Origin of the sequence: Halorubrum aidingense JCM 13560 (genome assembly GCF_000336995.1) — an archaeon.
In the GTDB taxonomy this organism is placed as follows: Archaea; Halobacteriota; Halobacteria; order Halobacteriales; family Haloferacaceae; genus Halorubrum; species Halorubrum aidingense.
Window position 1 is genome coordinate 22,426 of the sequence record NZ_AOJI01000035.1, and the last position, 22,485, is coordinate 44,910.

The following is a 22,485-nucleotide window of genomic DNA, read 5'->3' on the forward strand; positions in this document are numbered from 1 at the left end:
CCTGAAAACAGTATGTCAGACGTTCGCCGTCGATTGCTGACACGACGGTCGCGGGGCGGTCGCCTCGACCGGCCCGATCTGTCCCCGCGGGGTCAGATGAGCGCGTCGATGTCGACGTTCGCCTCCAGCAGCTCCGCCATCCGGTCGACGGTCCGCGCGTCGCGGGTCCGTCCGCCGCGGACGACTCCCTCGGCGCGGTCGATGGCGGTGACGGTGTCGGTGTTCACGGCGAGCACGGGCTTGCCGGCGTCGGCGGCCTTCCCGAGCACGGCGCCGGAGGGTCGGTGCCCGCCGGTCAAGACGAGACACGCGACGCCGGAGGCGTCGAGCGCGGCCGTCTGCACGTCCGCGCGGTCGCCGCCGGTGATGACAGCGGCGTCGCGGGCGCGCCGGAAGTAGCGCAGCGCCTCGTCGCCGCCCATCGCGCCGACGAGGAAGCGCTCGACGAAGGCGTCCGTCGGCGCGTCGGTGAGCAGCTCCGCGCCGAGCTCGTCGGCGAGTTCGCCGACGGTGACGCCCGCCAGCTCCTTCTCGTGCGGGATGGCGCCGAGCACGGTGATGCCCTTCGACTCGAGGAACGGGATCCCGTCCTGATCGAGCGACTCGAAGGCGTCGTCAGACACCTTGTTGAACACGACGCCCGCGAGTCGGTCCCCGAAGGCGTCGGCCGCCGCGAGCACCTCGTCGAGGTCGTTCGGGGAGCCGTACTCGGCGACGAGCACGACCCGCGCGTCGAGCGCCTCCGCGACGTCGACGTCGGTGAGGTCGACGACGCCGCCGGTGGTCCAGCGGCCCCCGCCCTCGACGAACATCTGGTCGCGGTCGGCGGCCAGTTCGGCGAACTCCTCGCGGATCCGGTCGCGCAGGGCGCCGGCGTCCTCGGTGCCGCGGATCGCGCCCTCGACGAACGTCGGCGAGTAGACGACGGGCTCCATCTGGTGCATCTCGGCGTCGAGCCCGAGCACCTCGCGGGCCAGCATGGGGTCCTGATCGAGCGTCTTGCCGACGTTCGACTGCAGGCGCGTCCCCTTCGGTTTCATGTAGCCGACGCTGCGGCCGCGGTCGGCGGCCAGTCGCGCGAGCGCGACGGTGATCGCTGTTTTGCCGGTGTGTTCTCCGGTCGCGGTGACGAGTGTCGTGGTGGGTTCTGTCATGCTTCGAGTTCCTCGGGGTCAACCGTAAGTCTCACGTCGACGGCGGCGGCGTTCGTGCCCCCGTCGTCGTCGGGCAGTGCGACGAGCGGATTGATGTCGAGCTCCAGGATGGCCGGGAAGTCCGTCACGAGTTGGGAGAGCCGACCGATCGTCTCGACGACGGCGTCGACGTCGACCGGGTCGCGACCGCGGGCGCCGCGCAGCAGGGGCGCCGACTGGATCTCCTCGGTCATCGTCCGCGCTTCCGACTCCGAGACGGGCGCGACGCGGAAGGTGGTGTCCTCCATCACCTCCACGAAGATCCCGCCGAGGCCGAACATCAGCAGCGGACCGAACTGGGGGTCCCGGTTCATACCGACGATCGTCTCGACGCCGTTATCGAGATCGACCATCTCCTGGACCTGCACGCCGAGCACCGTCGCGTCGGGCTGGTAGTTCCGCGCTCGGGTGATCAGGTCCTCGTAGGTGTCCGCCACGTCGTCGTCCGTGACGCCGACGGCGACGCCGCCGATGTCGGACTTGTGGAGGATGTCCGGAGAGACGATCTTCATCACCACGTCGCCGTCGATGTCGGCGGCGACCGCGGCGGCGCGCTCGGGGGAGTCGACGATCTCTCCCGCGGGCGTCGGAATGCCGTACGCGTCGAGCAGTTCCATCGCCTCGACGCCGAGCCGGTTGTCGTCGCGGTCGCGGACCGTTCCGAGGATCTCGCGGGCGCGCTCGCGGTCGACGTCGAACGACATCGGCGCGTCGTACTCGCGCTGTTTGATGTCTCGGTACTGCGCGAGCGTCGCGAGGCTCTCGATCCCGCGGGCGGGATCGAAGTAACAGGGGATCCCCCTCGCCTGCAACTGCTGTTTCGGCTCGCGCGTCCGGTCGCCGCCCATCAGACAGGCGGCGACGGGCGCGTCCATCTCCTCGCTCACCGCCTCGATCGCGTCCGCGAGGTCGTCGAAGTCGATCGTCGCCGTCGGCGCGGCCAATACGAGTGCGGCCCCGACGTTGTCGTCGGCGACGGTGATCTCCAGGGCCTCTCGGAACCGCTCGACGTCGGCGTCGCCGATGACGTCGACCGGGTTGTGGATGTTCGCCTCCTCCGGCATCGAGTCCCGCAGCGCGTCGCTCGTCTCGCTCGTGAACGACGCCATGTCGAGGTCGGCGTCGCCCACCGCGTCGGTCGCCATCACGCCGGGGCCGCCGGCGTTGGTGACGATCGCGACGCTGTCGGTGTCGGGCAGCGGCTGGCTGCCGAGGATGCCGGCGGCGTCGAACAGCTCGTCGACCGACTCCGCGCGGATGACGCCGGCCTGGTCGAGGCCGGCCTCGTACGCCTTATCCGAGCCGGCGAGCGTGCCGGTGTGCGAGGAAGCGGCCTGCGCGCCCGCGCTCGTCCGCCCCGACTTCACGGCGACGATCGGGGTGTCCTGAGAGGTCTCGCGGGCGGTGTCGATGAACTCCCGGCCGTCCTCGATCCCTTCGAGGTAGCCGATGATCACGTCCGTCTCGTCGTCGTCTCCCCAGTGGTCGACGAAGTCGGTCTCGTCTAAGACCGCCTTGTTGCCGAGCGAGACGACGTCTTTGAAGCCGATCCCGTTGTCGTTGGCCCAGTCGAGGACCGCGGTGACGAACGCGCCGGACTGGCTCATAAACGAGAGCCCGCCCGGGAGCGCGTTCTCGGGGCCGAACGTCGCGTTCATGCCCGAGGGCGTCGACATGATCCCCAGGCTGTTGGGGCCGACGAGGTTGAGATCGTACTCGTCGGCTATCTCTGCGAGGCGCCGCTCCCTCGCCGCCCCGTCCTCTCCCGTCTCGCCGAATCCGGCGGTGATCACGACGACGTTGCGGACGCCGGCCGCCCCGCACGCTTCGATCGCGTCTAAGACGATCGAGGGCGGCACGACGACGACGGCGACGTCGGCGTTCGCGTCGGCCACCTCGTCGACGCAGGGCGTCCCGAGCACCTCGTCGTAGTTCGGGTTGACGGGAACGGTGTCACCGTCGAAGTCGTCGAGTAAGTTCGACGTGACGGCGCGACCGACGGCCCCCTCGCGGGCCGTGGCGCCGACGACGGCGACCCGATCCGGGTCGAACAGCTCATTGAGCGTACCCATCAACGAGTATCTACGCAAACCACCGGTTTAAGATCGGTGGGAGCGTTTTCAGTAGCTGAGTCAATAATGAACGACCGATCTGATCTCGGCATGTGAGATAGACATACACACATCTCAACGGGTTGTTCACGTCTGGTCCACGCAGTTCTGTCCCCGGCAGCGTTGGCCCTGCTCTCGTTCCTCCGGTACGCCGGTCTCGTCTCTCGCACCTCGCTCTCACGCGCTCTCGACGGCCGTATTCACAGAGGCGCCGACGATCCGCTCCGGCGATCAGTCGGCCGACACGCCGGTCGCCTCGAGGGCGATCCCCGGCGATTCCGTCGGCGTCTCGTCCGCAACGGTCAGCGTGACGCCGCCGTCCGCGAGCTCGACGGTGGCGTCGGTGGCGCCGCGCGTGTACTCCGCGGCGTGGTCCCCGTTCGGATCGAACCGAACGCCCTCGTTCAACAGCGGGGTCTCGCTCAGCCGTTCGACCTTGCGGTAGGCCGTCGACAGCGCCAGATCGCACGCGTCGGCCAGCTCGCCCGTCGTCATCGCCGTCTCCGCGGCGCTGAGTATCGCCCGGCAGTCCGGGTCCGCGAGCGCTTCGAACGTTGCGTCGAGCGTCTCGTCGCCCTCCGTCACCGTCGTCGGTCCGTTCGTGCGTACCGCGTTTCGCTTCATGGATGATCGTACCGGCTCCGCCTACCCCAACACCGTCCCTACATATGTGGGGTGTTTTATAAGTGCCGCCGGGGAGACCGGATCGGCGGAGCCGCGATCGGTCGACCCGTCCGAACCGTCCCGCCGCGGCCGCGGTCGCTCCCGTCAACGTTTTGGGCGGTGGCGGGTACCGTTGGATGAGGATGGGATCCGGCATCAGAGCGGAGGTTTCGCTGCCGACGTCGGCGCCGTCGCCGTTCGACGGCGTCGTCGACGGGTCGACCTCGATCTACAGCGTCGCTCGGAGCACCCCCGACGGCGATGCGGACGCGGTCGTCCTCGAGTTCATCGGCGACGCGGATCTGCCGGTTCCCGACGGCGTCGAGGTCGTCTTCGACTACGGCGGGAAGGCCGCCTACCGGTTCGAGGTGCCGTGTTGTGAGGACTCGCCGTTCGCCGTGCTCGACCGGCACGGCGTGCCGGTCTCCGAGACGACGATCCGAGACGGGCGGCTGCTCGTCACGTTCCACGCGACGGACCTCCCGACGCTGCGCTCCGTGCTCGACGCCTTCCGCGAGTCGTGTCCGGACATGCAGGTGTTGCGGCTGTTGCAGTCCTCGTCGACGCCGGAGGAGTCCGACCTCGTCACGGTCGACCGCAGCGAACTGACCGAGCGCCAGCGCGAGGTGCTCACGACCGCGTACGAGGCCGGCTACTTCGACCATCCGAAGGGGGCCAACGCCGGCGAGGTCGCCGAGTCGCTCGGCATCGACCGGTCGACGTTCTCCGAGCACATGGCGGCCGCCCAGCGGAAGCTGCTGTCGACGCTGCTCGATTGACCGGATTCCGAAACTACTGGAATCCGATCCATCCTTCATGAGTGTCCGTCACGTACCCGTAACCATGACGAGTCCACGGACACACACCTTCGTCTGCCCGGAGTGTCGTCGCACGATCGAGGTGGACGGCGCCATGCGGGCGACGCTGCTCGACGCGGGCTGTGTCGTCTGCGGGGCGCCGGTCACCGAGGGCGACATCGCGGACCCGCAGACGGCGTAGCGGTCGCGGCCCCTCCGTGACGTCGGTCTGCGCGTCCCCGAAGCGGCTGCCCTCACGCTTCCTCGACCAGCGGTCGCTCCACCGGTCGGTCTCGTATCCTTTATCCCGGCGTGTGCTGCACTGTTGCGTATGGCGACGAGAAGCGAGGTCGAGATGACCGACGCGGAGGTCGACGCGCTCCTGTCTCGACACGAGACGGGCGTGTTGTCGCTCGCGCGCGACGAGACCCCCTACGCGATTCCCGTCTCGTACGGGTACGATCCGGCGTCGCGGGAGGCGTACCTCCGTTTGGTGTCGACGCCGGACAGCGAGAAGCGCGAGTTCCTCGCGTCCGACCCGCAGGCCCGGATCGTGGTGTACGAGGAGGACGGCGACGAGTACGCGAGCGTCGTCGGGGTCGGGACGCTCCACCGCGTCGACCTCGACGAACTGACGCCCGAGACGATCGCACAGTACGGGGAGACCCGACGCCCCCTCTTCGAGATCTGGGCGGAAGGAAAGTCCGACCTCGACATCGAGCTCTACCGGTTCACCCCCGATCGGCTCACCGGACGGACCGTCGTTATCGATCGCGCCGAAGAGTGAGCGCGGAGCGGCTCAGAACGCGATCGGTGCGACAGCATAAATCAGCAGCGCGCCGGCGACACCCGCGGCGAGCGACGTGGCGTTCAGTCGTACCGCGCGCTTCCGGTCGGCCGCCAGCGCCGCCTCGTCGAGCACCTGATTGGTGCCGTCACCGACGTCGAAGATCCCCATTCCGGCGAAACCGACGCAGAACCGCTCTCGGTACTGGATGTACCCCATCGCGGCCCCGTACAGCGGGAACGTCGCGGCGAGAAGCGTCCAGCGCGGCCAACCGACGACGATCACGGCGGCGACGTGGAGGGCGGCCAAAAGCAGCGAGCCGACGCCGAGAAGGAGTCGCCGCCGCTGTTGGGTCGGTCCGATGTTGCACACGCCCGGTTGGTACTCCGGTTCCATATCGATCCGATGAGCGTCGACGAGCAAAAGCCCACCCGGATTCCGACGACCCATTTATGTTCGATGGACGAGAGAACTGAGAGAAGACAATGACGGACGGCCCGCGCCGCGACAGGACCTTGCGGCGGTACGAGACGATCGTCGAGTCGCTCGATGACGCCGTCTACGCCGTCCGTCCCGACGGGACGATCGCGTACGTCAACGAACGGTACGCCGAGATGAAAGGCGTCGCCCGCGAGGAGCTGATCGGGACGAACATCTACGACTGGGTGACCGAAGAGACGGCGGAGAAGGCCCGACGGGTCCGCAAAGAGGTCGCTGAGGGGACGCGCGACGCGGGGGCGGTCGAGTACGAGTTCCTGACGGCCGACGGCGATCGGTTCCCCGTGGAGATGCGGTTCGCCCGCGTCACCGACGGGGCGGGCGAGGAGCTCGACCGCGTCGGCGTCATCCGCGACGTGCGCGACCAGCGGCACCGCGAGGAGGCGCTCCGCCGGAAGAACGAGCGTCTCGACGAGTTCGCCAGCATCGTCTCACACGACCTGCGGAACCCGCTGAACGTCGCGGTGGGTCGGCTCGAACTCGCCCGCGAGGAGTGCGACTCGGCGCACCTCGACGAGGTCGCCCGCGCTCACGACCGGATGGAGGCGCTCATCGCCGACCTGCTGACGCTGGCTCGCACGGGCAAGGACCTCGAAGCGGCCGAGCCGGTCGATCTCGCCGAGTTCGTACGAGAGTGCTGGGCCGGCGTCGAGACGGACGGCGCGACGGTGCACGTCGAGACGGACCGGACGATCCGCGCCGATCGGAGCCGGCTCAAACAGCTCGTCGAGAACCTCGTGCGGAACGCGGTCGACCACGCCGGCGACGGCGCGACGGTCACGATCGGCGACATCGACGCGGACGGACTCGTCCGCGGTTTCTTCGTCGCCGACGACGGGCCCGGGATCCCCGCGGCCGATCGGGAGCGCGTCTTCGAGGCGGGGTACTCGACGGCCGCCGGCGGGACCGGATTCGGGCTGAGCATCGTCGAGAGCGTCGCCGAGGCGCACGGCTGGGAGGCTCGCGTCACCGACGCGTCCGGGGGCGGCGCCCGGTTCGAGTTCACCGGCGTCGACGTGATCGAGTGACCGGCCGTCCAACCGAGCGATCCCGAACTGAGCCGGCCGCACGAGTTGACCGCACGGACCGGCCGCACGGGTTGACCGCACGGACCGGCCGTACGGGTTGACCGCACGGACCGGCCGCACGGGTTGACCGCACGGACCGGCCGCACGAGCCGGCCGTGAGTTCCGCGGTAGCAACCGTAAAAAGGGTTCCCGACGACGGGGCCGTGTGAAACGGATCCAGCTCGGTAACACCGTGTTCGAGGGCGAAAACGACGTCTACCTGCTCGACGGGGAGACGACGGCGCTGGTCGACACCGGCGTCGCGCTCCCGGACGTCCGCGCGGATCTGGAGGCCGGGCTGGCGGCCTACGACGTCGCGTTCGCCGACGTCGACGCGATCGTTCTGACGCACTGGCACCCCGATCACGCGGGACTGGCCGGCGAGATCCAAGCCGAGAGCGGTGCCGACGTCTACGTCCACGAGGCCGACGCGCCGCTCGTGAACGGCGACGAGATCCCGCTGACCGAGGACCGCGACCTCCAGCGGGAGACCTTCGACCGGTGGGGTATCCCGCAGGCGGATCAGGACCGTCTGACCGCCTTCTTCGAGTCGGTGAGCGCGGGCCTCAGCGGCCGTCCGGCCGACGTGACGACGCTCGTCGACGGCGACGAACTCACGGTCGGCGGCGTGCGGCTCGAAGCCCTCCACCTCCCGGGGCACACCGCCGGGCTGACGGGGTTCGCGTTCGACCCGCGCGAGGTGGCCGGCCACGAGCCGGTGGCCGAGAGCGACGGCTCGACCCCGACCGAGGAGCTGTTCACCGGCGACGCGCTCCTCCCGAAGTACACCCCGAACGTCGGCGGCGCGGACGTCCGGGTCGACGCCCCGCTGGCGGCGTACGCCCGGAGCCTCGCGCGGATCGTCGAGCGCGACGCCGACGCCGCGCACCCGGGTCACCGCTGGCGGATCGACGACCCGAGCCGTCGGGCCGCGGAGATCCTCGACCACCACCGACACCGAACTCGCCGCGTGCTCGCGGTCCTCGACGCCGACGGTCCCTCGACGCCGTGGGAGGTGTCCGCCGAACTGTTCGGCGACCTCGCCGAGATCCACATCCTCCACGGGCCGGGCGAGGCGTTCGCGCACCTCGATCACCTCGACGACGCGGGCGTCGTCGAGCGCGACGGGACCGCTTACCGGGTCGTCGATCCGGACCCGGACGTCGACGCGCTGTTCCCGACGACTCGGCTCGACGACGCGGTCGACGGGTCCGATTAATCGACGAGTCCGACGGCTACCGACCGCCGAAAGCTATTCCCGCGAACCGGCGTATCCACGGACGTGAAGCGGGACTCACTCGCTGCGGTCCTCCTCGCCCTCCTCGCCGTCGTCGCGCTCGGTGCCGCCGCCGCGACGCTCGACTCGGCCGTCAGCCTCGGCGGCGGCGGGTTCGGCGGGGCCGGATCGGCCCCCGGCACGGGCGGCGAGGGCGGCACCGGAATCTCCCCCTCGCCGAGCGGCGAGGCGGCCTTCTCGCTGCCGGTCGTCTGCTACGAGTTCCTCCGCGAGCCACCCGCGCTCGCGCTTTTCGTCGGTATCGTCGTCGGATTCGGTGCGCTCGCGTACCGGGACACCGGCTCGGCGTTCGCGTGCGGCGCCGTCGCCGCGGCGGTCGGCTTCCCGCTCGGATCGGTGTGGTGGCTCCTGTCGGCGTGTCGCCCGCTCGACGCCGAGGTCGACTTCTCGCTCGGTGCCGGCGGCGCTGACTCGGGGCTGTTCCCCGAGAGCGGCGAGGGCGGCTCCGGGCTCGGTGGGGCCGGGGAAGGCGCGGTCTCGGCGCCGGAACTCCTCTTCGCGCTCGTCGTGGTCGTCGCGCTCCTCGCGAGCGCCGTCGCCCTCCTCGCGGCGGCCGGCGACGACGACTCGGCGACGGGCGGTTCGGCGGCCGACGAGGACGACGCGACCGAGCGGTCGCCGGACCTCGCGGCGGTCGGCCGGGCGGCCGGCGACGCGGCGGGTCGGATCGAGGGGTCGCCGGACGCCGAAAACGAGGTGTACCGCGCGTGGCGCGACATGACCGAGGCCCTCGACGTGGACCGCCCCGCCTCGTCGACGCCCGCCGAGTTCGCGTCGGCGGCGGTCGCGGCCGGCGTCGACGAGGAACCGGTCGACGAACTCACCGCGGTCTTCGAGCGCGTCAGGTACGGCGGTGAGGACGCGACTGCGGACCGGGAACGGCGAGCCGTCGCGGCGCTGCGTCGCATCGAGGAGCGACACGGGGGTGGGGAGTAGTGCGGCCCCTCGTCGCGGTCGGCGTCGCGGCGGTCGCGGTCGGCTTCGTCGCCGCGTTCGACCGCGGACTGGCCGCCGCGCTCGACCCGTCGACCGCGGTCGTCACGCTCGTCGGGCTGTTCGGGGCCGTCCAGGGACTTCGGTACGCGAGCGCCCGCCGGTCGCGCGACCGTCGCACGACCGACCTCGGCGAGCCGGAGCGGCGGGTTCGGGCGACCGTGCCGGGGAGCGACCTCGACGCGGAGATCGCTCGCGTGGCGTCGTCGTCCCGGGGCGGGTACCGGTCTCGGTCTGCACTCCGCGACCGGGTCCGCGAGGTCGCGATCGCGAACGTCGCCCGCGAGCGGAACTGCTCGACCGCCGAGGCGGCCCGCGCCGTCGAGTCGGGGACGTGGACCGACGACCCGACCGCCGCCGCGTTCCTCGCGGACGACGCGCCGTATCCCCTCCGCGTCCGCCTCCGGGTCGCCGTGTCGGGCGAATCGCGGTACGGATTCGGGTTGCGGACCGCCGTCGACGCGATCGGGCGCGTCGAGGCGGACGGGTCGGGCACGGAGGCGGGTCGATGAGCGAGCGAGTGGACTCGGAGAGCGACGCCGAATCGCCGCTCCGGCAGGTCCGTCGCGAGGTCGAGACCGGTCGGTGGGACGGGGTCGTCGGCGTCGCGCTGGCGCTGATCGGGGTGGGGGTCGTCGCCCGCCAGCCGCCGCTCGTGCTCGTCGGCGCCGTCGGCGTCGGCTACGCGCTCCACGCTCGGCTCGGCGAGGCGCCCGAGGCGACCCTGGACGTGACCCGAACGGTGAGCGACGCGAGCCCGGATCCGGGCGACGAGGTGACCGTCACCGTCCGGGCGCACAACGCCGGCGACGCCGTCCTCCCCGACCTCAGGCTCGTCGACGGGGTGCCCCCCGGGTTGGAGGCCGTCGACGGACCGGCGCGGGTCGCGACCGCGCTCGCGCCCGGTGCGACGGCGACGTTCGAGTACGCGGTGCGCGCGAGCCGAGGGGAACATCGGTGGGAGCCGCTGCGGGCGGTCGCTCGCGACGCGGCCGGGTCGCGGGAGCGAACGACCGATATCGAGAGCGCGTCGCCGACGCGGATCGTCTGCACCCCCGAACTGGCCGCCGGCGGCGACCTCCCGCTGCGGGGGCTGACGACGACGTATCACGGGCGGGTGCCGACCGCCGTCGGCGGCTCCGGCGTCGAGTTCCACGCGACCCGCGAGTACCGGCGCGGGGACCCGGCAACGCGGATCGACTGGAACCGCCGGGCGCGCACCGGGGAGCTGTCGACGCTGGAGCTGCGCGAGGAGCGCGCCGCGACCGTCGTCCTCCTCGTCGACGCCCGGGAGTCGGCGTACGTCGCGCCCGAGCCGGACGCCGAGACCGCGGTCGAAGCGAGCGTCGGGGCGGCCGGCCAGGCGTTCACCGCGCTGCTCGGCGGCGGCGACCGCGTGGGGATCGCGACGCTCGGCCCGCTCGACTGCTGGCTGCCGCCAGGCGCTGGTAGCGTCCACGCGGCCCGGGGTCGCGAGACGCTGGCGACCGACCCCGCGCTGGCGCCGACGCCGAGCGACGAGCGGTTCTATCGGTCGCTGTGGTTCCGGCGCTTCCGGCGGCGGCTCCCGGTCGACGCGCAGGTGCTGTTTTTCACACCGCTCGTCGACGACGCGGCGGCGTCGCTCGCGCGCCGCATCGACGCGCACGGCCACCTCGTCACCGTCCTCTCGCCGGACGCCACGGCGACCGCCACGACCGGGAACCGACTGGTCCGGTTCGAGCGCCGGGCGCGGCTCCGAGAACTGCGTTCGGCGGGGATCCGCGCGGTCGAGTGGGGCGGCGAACGGGGCGGTCAGGAGAGCGGCGAACGGGGCGGTCAAGAGAGCGGCGAACGGGAGGGACGGGGCGGCGCCGAGTCGTTCGCGGTCGCCGTCGCGAGGGCGACGGGCAGGTGGTCCCGATGAGCGCCCGCCCCGTCGCCGAGCGAGACCCCCGGCCGCCGACGGCGACCGTCGTTTCGAGCCTCCTCGCGGCCGGGATCGCCGCGCTGGCCGCACTCGTCGCGGCCCCGATCGGGGGCGCCGTCGTCGGACTAGCCGGAGCCGGCTTCGTCGCGGGGGCGGTCCGTCGCTCGCCGCGGACCCTCTCGCGGGCGGCGGGGACGGGCGCCGTCGGCATCGCGCTCGCGGGCGCGCTCGGTGGGGCAACCGAACCGCTGCTCGTCTCGGGAGTCGCGCTCGTGCTCGCGTGGGACCTCGCCGACCACGGGATGTCGCTCGGCGAGCAGGTCGGCAGAGCGGGCCGAACCCGGCGAAACGCGGCGGTTCACGCGGGCGCGACCCTGTTCGCTGGCGCGCTGTCGGCCGGGATCGTCTACGGGGTGTACCTCGCCGCCGCCGGGAACCGGCCGGTGGCGGCGCTCGCGCTGCTGCTGTTCGGCGCGGTGGCGTTGGCGTCGGCGCTCACGTAGCGTTCACGTAGCCCTCGAGATCGCACTCGGACCGATCGCCGGCCCTTTTGTACTCCCTCATCGACGGTCGGGTATGCACACGGCAGCGATCGCGCCGACAGGGTGGTCGGCGTGACGGACCTCGTGACGTTCGGCGAGACGATGCTCCGGCTCTCGCCGCCGCGCGGCGACCGACTGGAGACCGCGGAGGCGTTCGACGTGCAGGCCGGCGGCGCGGAGAGCAACGTCGCGGCCGGCGCGGCGCGGCTCGGCGCGGACGCGGTCTGGCTCTCGAAACTTCCGGAGTCGCCGCTCGGGCGCCGGATCGTCGGCGAACTCCGCAGCCACGGCGTCCGGACCGGGGTCGCCTGGGCGGACCCCGACGGGAGCCGCGTCGGCACGTACTACCTCGAACACGGCGGCGAGCCGCGCGGGACGACCGTCGTCTACGACCGCGCCGACGCGGCGATCACGACCGTCGAGCCGGACGAACTGCCCACGTCGGCGCTGGAGTCCGCCTCGCGCTTCCACACGACGGGGATCACCCCGGCGCTCTCCGAGCGGGCGGCCGAGACGACGACCGCGCTCCTCCGGGCCGCCGGCGAGGCGGGCGTCACCCGGTCGTTCGATCTGAACTACCGGGCGAAGCTCTGGGACCCGGAGACGGCCCGCGACGCCTACGAGGCGCTGTTCGAGCACGTCGACACCCTGTTCGTCCCGCGGCGGGACGCCCGCGAGGTGCTCGGCCGGGAGGGCGACGCCGTGGCGATCGCCAACGGGCTGGCCGCCGAGTTCGGCTTCGAGACCGTGGTCGTCACGCGCGGGTCGGAGGGCGCGGTGGCGCTGCGGAACGGCACGCTCACCGAGCAGGAGGTCTTCGACGCCGACACGTTCGACGCGATCGGCACCGGCGACGCGTTCGTCGCGGGCTACCTCGCGAAGCGGATCGACGGCGGCGACGTGGCCGCCGCGCTGGAGTGGGCCGCCGCGGCCGCCGCCCTGAAACGCACCATCGCCGGCGACGTGGCCGTCATTACCCCCGCGGACGTTGATGGCGTCGTCGACGGCGCGGCCGGCATCGACCGCTAACTGGCACCGACCGCTACCGGCGCGGATCGTGTTTATAAGGGCCGCTCTGCGCTCTAGACGTGCTTATAAATAGATCCTGTCCGAGCGCGTCGCCGCCGGTCGTGTTTATAGGAAGACGTCCGTTTCGAGGTCCTCAGTCGCGTCTTTGAGTCCGTCCTCTCTGGCGTCCGCCGCGTGCGAGCCCTCGATGTCCGCGTCGGTGAGGAGGTCGCGGAACTCGTCGCGGAACCGGTCGTTCGCCCGCGTCGACGTGAGATCGACGCGCGCGACGCGGGCGTACTTCGCGACCGTGTCGATGTCGGCGTCGAGCGCCTCCGCGCACTCCACGATCGAACGCCCCTCCGCGGTCAACCGCTTGAGGGCCGCGTACGCGAAGCCGGCGTCGGCGGGGACCTCGCGGTCGGCCTCGCGCACGAGGTGGAGGTCGAAGCGGGCGTCGCGGACGGTCGCGGCGTCGATATCGTCCGGCGTTCCGTCTCCGCCTGACGCCCTGTCTTCATCTGCGACGATCGATTCGGCGATCGCCGCGTCGTCGTCCAGTTCGAACCGCCCGCGAGCGATTCGGACGTACGTCGCGTCGTCGAGGTCGGTCGAGAACGCGCCGCGCTCGCGCATCGCCGCGACCAGCTCCCGAAGCCGCTCGTCGACCGCCGCCTCGTCGCGGTCGGTGAGCGTCCCGCGGGACTCCGCCTGCCGCTCGGTGACGGTGTCGGACCCCGTGGTCTCGACGAAGATGTCGCGGAGTTCCGAGGTTTTCTCGTCCATGGACGACTCAATACGCGCTCGCGGTACAAAACTGTCGCGCCGCGCCCCGGTCTCGCTCCGTCCGCTCCCTTCGTCAACCAGTATCTTCAAGTCGGTTTACGGGCCTGTCGTGGGTATGGCAACCAGCACGGAGTCGGTCGATCTCGTCGGCGACGAGGCCGCGAGGAACCTCGCCCGCGCGGCGCTGTTCGCCGCACTCGTCGGCGCGTTCGCGTACGTGACGTTCCCGAACCCGGTCTCTCCGGTGTCGGTGACGCTGCAGGTGCTCGGCGTGTTCCTCGCCGGAATCTTCCTCGGTCCGGTGTGGGGCGCGGCGTCGATCGTTCTCTACCTCGCGGCGGGCGCGCTCGGCGCACCGGTGTTCCAGGGCGGCTCCGCCGGTGTCGGCCAGCTCGTCGGCCAGTCGGCGGGCTACCTCTGGTCGTACCCGCTCGCCGCGGCCGTCGTCGGCGCGGTCGTCCACCGGAGCGCGACGCCCCGCGACCTCGACGCGGTCGGGGTCCCGACGCTCGTGGGCGCGATGGTCCTCGGCACCGTCGTCATCTACGCGTTCGGCGTCGCCGGCCTCGCGCTCGTGCTGTCGCTCGGGCCCGTCGAGGCCGTGACCGTGGGCGCCGCCGCGTTCCTCCCCGCCGAGGCGCTGAAGATCGCCGCCGCGGTCGGGATCGTCCGGTCGGACGCCATCGCGGCGAACTGAGGTGGTCGCGTGAGTTCCCCGACCGCGGACCGGAGGGCGTCCGCGTGATCGACGTTGACGGCGTCACGTGTCGGTACGAGAGCGGTGGCAGCGACGGCTCCGGAGGCGTCACCGCCGTCGACGACGTCTCCCTCGCCATTCCGGACGGCGAGTTCCTCGTCGTCGCGGGCGCGAACGGCTCCGGAAAGACGACGCTCGTCCGGACGTTCAACGGGCTCGCGACGCCCGACGCGGGGACGGTGACCGTCAACGGCACCCCCGTCGCCGCGGACCTCGTCGCCGCGCGGACCGCGGTCGGCATGGTGTTTCAGGACCCGCGCGACCAGCTGGTCGCGTCGACCGTCGGCGCCGACGTCGCCTTCGGGCCGGAGAATCTCGGGCTCGCGCACGCCGAGATCGACCGTCGCGTCGCGGACGCGCTCGCGGCCGTGAACATGACCGGCCGCGAGGACGACCGGGTCGAGACGCTCTCCGGCGGCGAGCGCGAGCGCGTCGCCATCGCCGGCGCCCTCGCGATGCACCCCGACCACCTCGTCTTGGACGAGCCCTTCACCGGTCTCGACGAGCCGGCCCGGCGATCCGTCGTCGATCGGCTCCGCGCGCTCCACCGTGAGGGGACGAGCGTGATCGTCGTCACCCACGACCTGCGGGACGTGTTGGGACTCGCCGACCGCGTCGTCGGGCTCTCGAACGGACGCGTTGCCGTGGACGCCCCACCGGCTGACGCGCTCGCCGAACTGCCCGGGTTGGACGTGCGGGTACCGGCGAGTCCCCTCGCGGACGGCGCCGACGCCGACTCGTGACCCTCGCGTACGTCCCGGGCGACTCGTTCGCCCACCGGATCGACCCGCGCTCGAAGCTCCTCGTGCAGGCCGGTTTCGCGGCCGCCGCGTACGCCTACACGACGCCGCGCGGGCTCGCCGTCCTCACTCTCCTCGCCGTCGGGTGCCTCCGACTCGCCGGCGGCGGGGCGCGGGACCTGTGGGGGTATCGGTTCGCGGCGCCGGTGCTCGTCCTCGCGCCGCTCGTCGCCGGGGCGACGCTCGGGGAGCCGTGGTTCCGACTCGATCGCGCCGCCGACACCGCCCTCGCGAGCTACCGCATCCTGCTGATCCTTGTCGTCGCCGCGGGCTACGTCCGATCGACGCCGGTGCGGGATTCGCGCGCGGCGATCCAGCGTACGGTACCGGGCAAGCCCGGACGATTCCTCGGTGTCGGCGTCGGGCTCGTCTTCCGGTTTCTCCCCCTCCTCAAACGCGACCTGCTGACGGCGCGGGAGGCGGTGCGAGCGCGCGGCGGCGAGGCTCTCCCGGTCCGAGACCGGATGCGTCTCGTCGCCGTCGCCGGGATCAACCGCGCGTTCGCCCGGGCCGACCGACTGGGGACCGCCCTGAACGCGCGGTGTTTCGCGTGGAACCCGACGCTTCCCCGACTCGCGTTCGGGCGGGGCGATTACCCGGCGCTGGCGGTCGGCGGGGGGCTGTTGCTGGCGGCGGCGGTCGCGGTGGCCCCGTGAAACCAGGCGTCGCCGCCGCGGAAACGATCGGCGACGGGCTCCGGGTTGTGGCAACCTTTAACCGGACCGTATCCGCCTGATCGATCATGACTCCCCTGCAGGCGGCCACCCGGGAGACGTTCTGGACCATCGGTCCCGTCGGGAAGGCCGCGTTCTACTGGCTCGCCGCGGTCGCGATCCTCGTCTTCCTGTACGGCGTGTACGCCCGGTTCGCGGCGTACACGCGCGGCAGCGCGGACCCCCGCGACCGGCTCTCGAACCTCCCGGCGCGGACGCTCGCCGCGACGAAGACCGTTCTCTCGAACGAGAACCAGTTCGACCGGGACCTCTACGCCGGCGTGATGCACACCTTCGTGCTGTGGGGGTTCCTCACCCTGCTCGTCGCGACGACCATCCTCGGGTTCGACATCGACGTGTACCGCCCGCTCGCGGGCGAGTCGTTCTGGGTGGGCGACTTCTACTTGGCCTACCAGTTCACCGTCGACGCCTTCGGGCTGCTGTTCGTCGTCGGCGTCGGCATGGCGATGGCCCGCCGCTACCGCGAGCGCGACGGGCGGCTGTGGGGCAAACACACCTCGCTGGAGGACGACGCGTTCGTCTGGACGCTCTTCCTGCTCGGCGTCGGCGGCTTCGTCGTGCAGGCGCTCGGCATCGTCGGCCAGCCCGCGCGCGCCGACGAGACGGTGAGCTTCATCGGGATGGCGATGGCCGCGGGGTTCCAGTGGGCCGGGCTGACGCCCGCGGGCGCCGAGGCCGTCTACGGCGTCGTCTGGTGGAGCCACTCGCTGCTCGCGTTCGCGTTCATCGCGTGGATCCCCTACGCGAAGCCGTTCCACATGATCTCGTCGTTCGCGAACGTCGTCGCGCGCGACGAGAACGCCGGGGCGCGGCTCCCGAACGTCCCCGCCGACCTCGATCACACCAACGCCGAGTCGCTGTCGGACTTCACCTGGAAGGAGCTCATGGACGGCGACGCCTGCACGAAGTGCGGCCGGTGTACCGACGCCTGCCCGGCCGACACGGTCGGTCGGAACCTCGACCCGCGGGACGTCATCCTCGATTTAAAGGCGTACCGAGAGTCCGTGAGCGACGATCCGGTGGTGGGACACCGTGACGCGGTGGCGACCGATGGTGGAACGGTCCCCATCGTCGCCGACGAGGGCGGCGTCATCGCCAGCGAGTCGATGGAGTCCTGCATGTCGTGTATGGCCTGCATGGACGCCTGTCCCGTCGACATCGAGCACCTCACCTCCTTCACGAAGCTGAACCGCCAGCTCGTCGACGAGGGCGCGGTCGACTCGAACCTCCAGGGCGTGTTCCAAGACGTGATGTCGAAGGGGAACACCTTCGGCGAGTCGCCGTCGGCCCGCGGCGACTGGGCCGACGACCTCGACGACGTCGACGTCCCGGACGCCCGCGAGACGGAGGTGGAGTACCTCTGGTACGTCGGCGACTACCCGAGCTTCGACGACCGGAACAAGAAGGTCGCCCGCGCGCTCGCCCGACTGTTCGACGAGGCCGACGTGTCGTTCGGGATCCTGTTCGACGACGAGAAGACCGACGGCAACGACATCCGCCGGATCGGCGAGGAGTTCCTCTACTTGGAGCTGGCCGGCCACCACGTCGAGACGTTCGCCGACTGCGAGTTCGACTCGATCGTCTGTACGGACCCCCACTCGTACAACACCATCAAAAACGAGTACCCCGCGGTCGACTTCGCGGAGTTCGCCGACGACCCGATGATGCCGTTCGACCGCGAGGAGCCGTGGAACTCGGAGGGAGAAATCGACGTGTTCCACTGGACGCAGGTGGTCGAGGGGTTGGTCGCCGACGGCCGGCTCGGCCTCTCGGGCGACGAACTCGACTACACCGTCACCTACCACGACCCGTGTCACCTCGGGCGGTACAACGACGAGTACGAGGCGCCCCGCGAACTGATCCGCGCGACCGGCGCCGACCTCCACGAGATGCCCCGCTCCCGCGAGGATTCGTTCTGTTGTGGGGGTGGCGGCGGCGGGCTTTGGACCGAACACGACGAGGACGTCAAGCCGAGCGAGGAGCGGCTCCGGGAGGCCGTCGAGGACACCGATGCGGGCGACGCGATCGAGAAGTTCGTCGTCGCCTGCCCGATGTGCACGACGATGTTCGAGGACGGCCGGAAGACGGGCGACTTCGAGGACGACGTGGAAATCGTCGACGTCGCGGAGCTGCTGATCGAGGCGGTGGCGGCGGGGTCGTAGTCGCGCCGCGCGTTTCAGGGAGGCGACGGCGACTGCGACTCGACGGCGGCGTCGACGCGCCGCAGCAGCGAACGGCCGGGCGCGCGATCGCGAACGGGGGCGTCTCCGAGGTACTCGATCAGCGCGTCGCGGAGGAGTTCGACGCCGGCGGCGTCGAGCGCCCGGCCGCGTTCGATGCGACGGCGGGGCCGACACTGCGGCGGCGTTTCGTCTCCGGCGGCGGCCGCCGCTGCGCCCGCCTCTAGCAGGGCGGCGTGGGCGATCCAGGCCTCCTCGCGCGAGGCCGTCGGAGGCGGGTGATCGGCGTTCGTCGAGGGGGTCATCGTCTGGGTCTCCGTACGAGGGGTCTTAAAAATGCGCTCCGATACCGACGCCTCGGCTTCGTCACCGTGACTTAACTATATAGTACTATATTGCCTACTGGTGGGTATGTCTCACAAACGAACGGTATGGGCTCGTTCGTACCGCTCATAGCATACTACTTAACCGAAACACGGTCATGAACAGGTGATGGCACCAAGCCACGACGCGGAGACACAGGGCATCACTCGGCGGAAATCACTCGCGGCAATCGCCGGCGCGGGGGCACTGGCGATCGCTGGGTGTACGGAGACTGAGGGTGGCGACGGCGGCTCTGGAGACGACGGCAGCTCCGGAGACGACGGTAGCTCCGGAGACGACGGTAGCTCCGGAGACGACGGCAGCTCCGACGGGTCCCTGTCGGGATCGATCAACATCGCCGGGTCCTCGACGGTCTTCCCGCTGATGAGCGCGGTCGCGGAAGACTTCGCGGCGGACAACCCCGACGTCTCCATCGACATCAGCTCGACCGGCTCCGGTGGTGGGTTCGCGAACTTCTTCTGTGTCGGCGAGACCGACTTCAACAACGCGAGCCGCCCGATCAAGGAGGAAGAAGAGGAGCTGTGCGCCGAGAACGGCGTCGAGTACATCGAACTGGTCGCGGCGACGGACGCGCTCACGGTCGTCGTCAACAACGAGGCCGACTGGATCGACTCGCTCACCACCGACGAGCTCGCGATGATCTGGGAGTCCGACGCCGTCGAGACGTGGGACGAGGTCCGCGACGAGTTCCCCAACGAGGAGATCGACCGCTTCGGCGCCGCCGACACCTCGGGGACGTACGACTACTTCATCGAGGCCATTCTGGGCGAGAGCGGTCACACCAGCGATTACCAGGCGACCGAGCAGGACAACACGATCGCGCAAGGCGTCGCCGGCAGCGAGTACGCGATCGGCTACTTCGGGTTCTCGTACTACTTCCAGAACCCCGACGAGCTGAAGGCACTGGGGATCGACGACGGCGACGGCCCCGTCGAGCCGAGCCTCGAAACGGCCGCTAACGGTGAGTACACGCCCCTCTCCCGCCCGCTGTTCACTTACCCGTCGATCGAATCGCTCGGTGAGGAGCACATCGCGGAGTTCGCGCGTTACTTCGTCGAACAGACCACCAACGAGGACCTCGTCGCCGGCGACGTCGGGTACGTGCCCGCGACCGACGAGATCCAAGAGGAGCAGATGCAGATCCTCGAAGACGGGATCGAGCAGGCCCAGGGCTAACCCCCGCGATGAACCGGTGTATTGATTTACGACAGCGTGCGATGTCCGACCGGTTGTGACAGATAGTACCGAGAGTCCCGATCTCCAGCGGCGGAGCGGACTCAGACGACTGAAAGAGGGAACTTACGGTGGCCTCTTCGCAGCGTGTGCGATGGTCACCCTACTCACGACGGTCGCGATCTTCGTGACGCTGCTGTCGGATACGGTGGCGTTCTTTTCACAGATACCGGTCACGGAGTTCCTGACTAGCACCAACTGGAGCCCGAACCCGGCGGGCGGTGGACAGGTGTTCGGGATCGTTCCGCTCGTCATCGGGACGCTCACCGTCACCATCACCGCAGCGTTCATCGCGCTGCCGGTCGGGACGCTGACCGCGATCTACCTCAGCGAGTACGCGACGTCGAACGCGCGCTCGATACTGAAACCGCTCTTGGAGATCCTCGCGGGCATCCCGACGGTCGTGTACGGGTACTTCGCGCTGGTGTACATCACGCCGGTGCTGAAAGCGACCTTGTTCCCGGAGATAAGTACGTTCAACGCGCTGTCCGCGTCGTTGATGGTCGGGATCATGACGATCCCGATGGTGTCGTCGATCTCCGAGGACGCGATGAGCGCGGTGCCCGACGATCTCCGGCAGGCCGGGTACGGGCTCGGCGCGACGAAATTCGAGGTGTCGACGGGGATCGTCGTCCCGGCGTCGGTCTCCGGGATCGCCTCCTCGTACATCCTCGCCGTCTCGCGCGCGATCGGTGAGACGATGATCGTCGTCGTCGCGATGGGCGCGCAGGCGCGGATGCCGGCGGTCCAAGAGCTCGCGTTCGGGATCCCCTTCGTCAACCCCGCGGACGTGCTGCTCGACTCCGGGATGACGATAACCGTCGCGATGGTGCAGATCGCTGGCGGCGACCTCGTCGGCGGAACGATACCGTACGACGCGATGTTCGCGCTCGGACTCACGCTGTTCGTGGTGACGCTCGTAATGAACGTGTTCAGTGATATTATCGCGCAACGCTACCGGGAGGAGTACTGATGGGGACCGACAACGCACACGCCGGCGGCTTCGGTGAGGTGAGTCGGGTTCGAGGGATCGTCTTCGAATACCTCTCGCTCGGCGCTTCCGTGCTCGGCATCTTCGCGCTCGCGGTGCTCTTGGTATACGTCACGATCGACGCCTTCGATCTGGCCAACGCCAGCCCGGAGTGGCTGCTGACGTACTTCGTTACGCTCGTCGTTCCGTACCTCGCGTTCTGTCTGTACAGCGCGAACGACCGGACGCTGACCCGCCGAACGCTCGGTGTGCTCGGCGGCGGACTCGTCGCCACCGCCGTGGTCTTCACCGCGATCGAAACGGTCGTCAGGCCGATCCCGCGGCTCACCTGGCAGCTCGCGTACCTCTTCGTGGTCGCGCTCCCCCTGACGGGATACGTGACGTACGTCGGGAGTCGAGGGCGCGTCGGGCAGGTCGGATTCGGGCTGCTCGGCCGGCTCATCGGCGGCACCGCGATCGGTCTCGCGCTCGGGATACTGTTCCTCGTGTTCGACCCGCGGCTGTGGTTCCTCGCGTACACGCTCGGATTCGTCCCGGCGGCGGCGGCGTACGGCTACGGCCGACTGCGGTCGGCGCCGCGGGCGATCACGGCCGCGATCCCGATCGGGCTCCTCGGCACCGTCGCGGCGGTGGCCCTGCGCTCCGTCGTCGACACGTACCCCACGACGGTGCTCATCTACCTCTGGACGCTGGCGATCCCGATCGCGCTCGCCGGCGCGCTCGTCGCCGCGGACCGCGGCGGTCGGATCGCTGCGGCAGCCGTCGGCGGTGCTCCGCTCGCACTGGCGGCGGCTGTCGGGCTCTTCGGAGAGGCGGCCGGGCTGGGGATCGGCGGCCCGAACGCGCTGTTGGTCCTCACCCTCGCCGGCGTGCCGACTGCCGTCTTCCTCCACCGCGTGGCTGATGTCGGAGAGGGAGCGGTCGGGCTAGCGCTGCCGGTCCTGCTGGCCGTCGGCGCGCTCGCCGGTGCGCTCCTGGTCGAGGCGTGGGGCGTCCCCGCGCCCGACCCGTGGCTCAACGGCATGTTCGTCACGGAGGCGCCGTCGCGCACCCCCGAAGACGCCGGCCTGTACCCGGCGATCGTCGGTTCGGTGATCATCATCGCGATGGTGGCGCTGCTGTCGTTCGCGCTCGGCGTCGGTACGTCGGTCTTCTTAGAGGAGTACACCGCGGGGAGCGGCACCGTCGGGAGCCTGACGCGGCTGCTCCAGATCAACATCGCGAACCTCGCGGCGATCCCGTCCGTCGTCTACGGGCTGCTCGGACTGGGGCTGTTCGCGAACCTCCTCGGACTCGGCTTCGGGACGGCGGTGACCGTGTCGCTGACGCTGTCGCTGCTCATTCTCCCGATCACGATCATCTCCGCACAGGAGGCGATCCGGTCGGTCCCGGACGACCTGCGCCGGGGGTCGGACGCGATGGGTGCGACCCGCTGGCAGACGACGAAGAACGTCGTCCTCCCGGAAGCGTTCCCCGGAATCCTTACCGGGACGATCCTCGCGCTCGGCCGGGCGATCGGCGAGACCGCGCCGCTCATCATGGTCGGCGCGGCGACGACGGTGTTCAGCCCGCCGAGCAGCCTGTTCAGCAAGTTCAGCGCGATGCCGATGCAGATCTACGCGTGGGCGGGCTTCCCGCAGGCGGAGTTCCGGTACGGGGTCGTCGCGGCCGGCGTGATCACCCTGCTGATTATCCTGGTCGGCATGAACGGAACGGCGATACTGCTGCGGAACCGCGCGGAACGGGGGCACTAAC

Annotated in this window: 23 protein-coding genes; 17 read left to right on the forward strand and 6 right to left on the reverse strand. The window is 70.5% G+C overall.

What is annotated here, in order from left to right; genetic code table 11:
• Positions 1–92: 92 nt before the first annotated feature.
• The 3 genes from C461_RS14655 to C461_RS14665 all read right to left on the reverse strand — a co-directional run bounded on the left by C461_RS14655 (position 93) and on the right by C461_RS14665 (position 3,928).
• Positions 93–1,154 (reverse strand): phosphotransacetylase family protein, encoded by a 1,062-nt coding sequence (locus C461_RS14655; RefSeq protein ID WP_008002580.1) that lies wholly within the window; start codon positions 1,152–1,154, stop codon positions 93–95.
• A complete protein-coding gene (locus C461_RS14660) occupies positions 1,151–3,265 on the reverse strand; it encodes an acetate--CoA ligase family protein (RefSeq protein ID WP_008002581.1) in 2,115 nt (704 codons plus the stop codon). Before C461_RS14660 ends, C461_RS14655 begins: the two co-directional genes overlap by 4 nt.
• A gap of 270 nt (positions 3,266–3,535) precedes the next feature.
• Entirely contained in the window at positions 3,536–3,928 is a 393-nt protein-coding gene (locus tag C461_RS14665; protein ID WP_008002583.1) for a winged helix-turn-helix domain-containing protein, read from the reverse strand.
• A 182-nt stretch (positions 3,929–4,110) separates the two neighbouring features.
• Between C461_RS14665 and C461_RS14670 the strand changes: the two genes are divergently transcribed.
• The 3 genes from C461_RS14670 (at position 4,111) to C461_RS14675 (ending at position 5,551) form a co-directional block, all read left to right on the forward strand.
• Positions 4,111–4,746 carry a helix-turn-helix domain-containing protein gene (locus tag C461_RS14670; RefSeq protein ID WP_008002585.1) on the forward strand — a complete coding sequence of 212 codons (636 nt, stop codon included), beginning with the start codon at positions 4,111–4,113 and terminating at the stop codon, positions 4,744–4,746.
• A gap of 64 nt (positions 4,747–4,810) precedes the next feature.
• Positions 4,811–4,966 carry a DUF7560 family zinc ribbon protein gene (locus C461_RS15920; RefSeq protein WP_169316539.1) on the forward strand — a complete coding sequence of 52 codons (156 nt, stop codon included), beginning with the start codon at positions 4,811–4,813 and terminating at the stop codon, positions 4,964–4,966.
• A gap of 129 nt (positions 4,967–5,095) precedes the next feature.
• A complete protein-coding gene (locus tag C461_RS14675; RefSeq protein ID WP_008002589.1) occupies positions 5,096–5,551 on the forward strand; it encodes a pyridoxamine 5'-phosphate oxidase family protein in 456 nt (151 codons plus the stop codon).
• A 12-nt stretch (positions 5,552–5,563) separates the two neighbouring features.
• On the opposite strand, the gene C461_RS14680 is transcribed toward C461_RS14675, so the two are convergent.
• Positions 5,564–5,947, reverse strand: a complete 384-nt coding sequence (locus C461_RS14680) for a hypothetical protein (RefSeq protein ID WP_008002591.1) — start codon at positions 5,945–5,947, stop codon at positions 5,564–5,566.
• Positions 5,948–6,036: 89 nt separating this feature from the next.
• On the opposite strand from C461_RS14680, the gene C461_RS14685 reads away from it, so the two are divergent.
• From C461_RS14685 to kdgK1, 7 genes are all read left to right on the forward strand, one after another.
• Positions 6,037–7,077 (forward strand): PAS domain-containing sensor histidine kinase, encoded by a 1,041-nt coding sequence (locus C461_RS14685; RefSeq protein ID WP_008002594.1) that lies wholly within the window; start codon positions 6,037–6,039, stop codon positions 7,075–7,077.
• A gap of 205 nt (positions 7,078–7,282) precedes the next feature.
• Positions 7,283–8,335 carry an MBL fold metallo-hydrolase gene (locus C461_RS14690; RefSeq protein WP_008002596.1) on the forward strand — a complete coding sequence of 351 codons (1,053 nt, stop codon included), beginning with the start codon at positions 7,283–7,285 and terminating at the stop codon, positions 8,333–8,335.
• A gap of 63 nt (positions 8,336–8,398) precedes the next feature.
• A complete protein-coding gene (locus C461_RS14695; RefSeq protein WP_008002598.1) occupies positions 8,399–9,349 on the forward strand; it encodes a DUF4129 domain-containing protein in 951 nt (316 codons plus the stop codon).
• Positions 9,349–9,918, forward strand: coding sequence for a DUF7269 family protein (locus C461_RS15615; protein ID WP_008002600.1), 570 nt, complete (start codon positions 9,349–9,351; stop codon positions 9,916–9,918). The genes C461_RS14695 and C461_RS15615 overlap by 1 nt, the downstream gene beginning before the upstream one ends.
• Positions 9,915–11,312, forward strand: coding sequence for a DUF58 domain-containing protein (locus C461_RS14705; RefSeq protein WP_008002601.1), 1,398 nt, complete (start codon positions 9,915–9,917; stop codon positions 11,310–11,312). Before C461_RS15615 ends, C461_RS14705 begins: the two co-directional genes overlap by 4 nt.
• A complete protein-coding gene (locus C461_RS14710) occupies positions 11,309–11,818 on the forward strand; it encodes a DUF7519 family protein (protein ID WP_049906745.1) in 510 nt (169 codons plus the stop codon). Before C461_RS14705 ends, C461_RS14710 begins: the two co-directional genes overlap by 4 nt.
• Positions 11,819–11,920: 102 nt before the next feature.
• Entirely contained in the window at positions 11,921–12,886 is a 966-nt protein-coding gene (gene kdgK1, locus C461_RS14715; RefSeq protein ID WP_008002605.1) for a bifunctional 2-dehydro-3-deoxygluconokinase/2-dehydro-3-deoxygalactonokinase, read from the forward strand.
• A gap of 105 nt (positions 12,887–12,991) precedes the next feature.
• Here kdgK1 and C461_RS14720 read toward each other — a convergent pair whose 3' ends face one another.
• Entirely contained in the window at positions 12,992–13,651 is a 660-nt protein-coding gene (locus C461_RS14720) for a hypothetical protein (RefSeq protein ID WP_008002607.1), read from the reverse strand.
• Between the two features lie 115 nt (positions 13,652–13,766).
• On the opposite strand from C461_RS14720, the gene C461_RS14725 reads away from it, so the two are divergent.
• The 4 genes from C461_RS14725 to C461_RS14740 all read left to right on the forward strand — a co-directional run bounded on the left by C461_RS14725 (position 13,767) and on the right by C461_RS14740 (position 18,104).
• Positions 13,767–14,348, forward strand: coding sequence for a biotin transporter BioY (locus C461_RS14725; protein ID WP_008002610.1), 582 nt, complete (start codon positions 13,767–13,769; stop codon positions 14,346–14,348).
• 44 nt (positions 14,349–14,392) lie between these two features.
• Positions 14,393–15,151 (forward strand): energy-coupling factor ABC transporter ATP-binding protein, encoded by a 759-nt coding sequence (locus tag C461_RS14730; protein WP_008002611.1) that lies wholly within the window; start codon positions 14,393–14,395, stop codon positions 15,149–15,151.
• Positions 15,148–15,864 carry an energy-coupling factor transporter transmembrane component T family protein gene (locus tag C461_RS14735; protein ID WP_008002613.1) on the forward strand — a complete coding sequence of 239 codons (717 nt, stop codon included), beginning with the start codon at positions 15,148–15,150 and terminating at the stop codon, positions 15,862–15,864. Before C461_RS14730 ends, C461_RS14735 begins: the two co-directional genes overlap by 4 nt.
• Before the next feature lie 86 nt (positions 15,865–15,950).
• Positions 15,951–18,104, forward strand: coding sequence for a heterodisulfide reductase-related iron-sulfur binding cluster (locus tag C461_RS14740; RefSeq protein ID WP_008002614.1), 2,154 nt, complete (start codon positions 15,951–15,953; stop codon positions 18,102–18,104).
• Positions 18,105–18,118: 14 nt separating this feature from the next.
• Here C461_RS14740 and C461_RS14745 read toward each other — a convergent pair whose 3' ends face one another.
• Positions 18,119–18,427: a DUF7853 family protein gene (locus C461_RS14745; protein WP_008002616.1), complete on the reverse strand. Its 309-nt coding sequence runs from the start codon at positions 18,425–18,427 to the stop codon at positions 18,119–18,121.
• A gap of 187 nt (positions 18,428–18,614) precedes the next feature.
• Here C461_RS14745 and C461_RS14750 point away from each other — a divergent pair, with 187 nt between their 5' ends.
• From C461_RS14750 to pstA, 3 genes are read left to right on the forward strand one after another with little or no spacing between them, the layout of a single operon-like run.
• Positions 18,615–19,682 carry a PstS family phosphate ABC transporter substrate-binding protein gene (locus tag C461_RS14750; RefSeq protein ID WP_008002617.1) on the forward strand — a complete coding sequence of 356 codons (1,068 nt, stop codon included), beginning with the start codon at positions 18,615–18,617 and terminating at the stop codon, positions 19,680–19,682.
• Positions 19,683–19,737: 55 nt separating this feature from the next.
• On the forward strand, positions 19,738–20,712 hold the full coding sequence (gene pstC / locus C461_RS14755; protein WP_049906740.1) for a phosphate ABC transporter permease subunit PstC: 975 nt from the start codon (positions 19,738–19,740) through the stop codon (positions 20,710–20,712).
• On the forward strand, positions 20,712–22,484 hold the full coding sequence (pstA, locus tag C461_RS14760; protein WP_008002621.1) for a phosphate ABC transporter permease PstA: 1,773 nt from the start codon (positions 20,712–20,714) through the stop codon (positions 22,482–22,484). Before pstC ends, pstA begins: the two co-directional genes overlap by 1 nt.
• Position 22,485: the final 1 nt, after the last annotated feature.

Bases quoted from the DNA above. Each gene is read 5' to 3' on its own strand.
- C461_RS14725 (WP_008002610.1), top strand. From the start codon at position 13,767: ATGGCAACCAGCACGGAGTCGGTCGATCTCGTCGGCGACGAGGCCGCG.
- C461_RS14655 (WP_008002580.1), bottom strand. From the start codon at position 1,154: ATGACAGAACCCACCACGACACTCGTCACCGCGACCGGAGAACACACC.
- C461_RS14675 (WP_008002589.1), top strand. From the start codon at position 5,096: ATGGCGACGAGAAGCGAGGTCGAGATGACCGACGCGGAGGTCGACGCG.
- C461_RS14660 (WP_008002581.1), bottom strand. From the start codon at position 3,265: ATGGGTACGCTCAATGAGCTGTTCGACCCGGATCGGGTCGCCGTCGTC.
- C461_RS14665 (WP_008002583.1), bottom strand. From the start codon at position 3,928: ATGAAGCGAAACGCGGTACGCACGAACGGACCGACGACGGTGACGGAG.
- C461_RS15920 (WP_169316539.1), top strand. From the start codon at position 4,811: ATGACGAGTCCACGGACACACACCTTCGTCTGCCCGGAGTGTCGTCGC.
- C461_RS14705 (WP_008002601.1), top strand. From the start codon at position 9,915: ATGAGCGAGCGAGTGGACTCGGAGAGCGACGCCGAATCGCCGCTCCGG.
- C461_RS14685 (WP_008002594.1), top strand. From the start codon at position 6,037: ATGACGGACGGCCCGCGCCGCGACAGGACCTTGCGGCGGTACGAGACG.
- C461_RS14740 (WP_008002614.1), top strand. From the start codon at position 15,951: ATGACTCCCCTGCAGGCGGCCACCCGGGAGACGTTCTGGACCATCGGT.
- C461_RS14750 (WP_008002617.1), top strand. From the start codon at position 18,615: ATGGCACCAAGCCACGACGCGGAGACACAGGGCATCACTCGGCGGAAA.
- C461_RS14745 (WP_008002616.1), bottom strand. From the start codon at position 18,427: ATGACCCCCTCGACGAACGCCGATCACCCGCCTCCGACGGCCTCGCGC.
- C461_RS14680 (WP_008002591.1), bottom strand. From the start codon at position 5,947: ATGGAACCGGAGTACCAACCGGGCGTGTGCAACATCGGACCGACCCAA.
- C461_RS14720 (WP_008002607.1), bottom strand. From the start codon at position 13,651: ATGGACGAGAAAACCTCGGAACTCCGCGACATCTTCGTCGAGACCACG.
- pstA (WP_008002621.1), top strand. From the start codon at position 20,712: ATGGGGACCGACAACGCACACGCCGGCGGCTTCGGTGAGGTGAGTCGG.
- C461_RS14670 (WP_008002585.1), top strand. From the start codon at position 4,111: ATGGGATCCGGCATCAGAGCGGAGGTTTCGCTGCCGACGTCGGCGCCG.
- C461_RS14710 (WP_049906745.1), top strand. From the start codon at position 11,309: ATGAGCGCCCGCCCCGTCGCCGAGCGAGACCCCCGGCCGCCGACGGCG.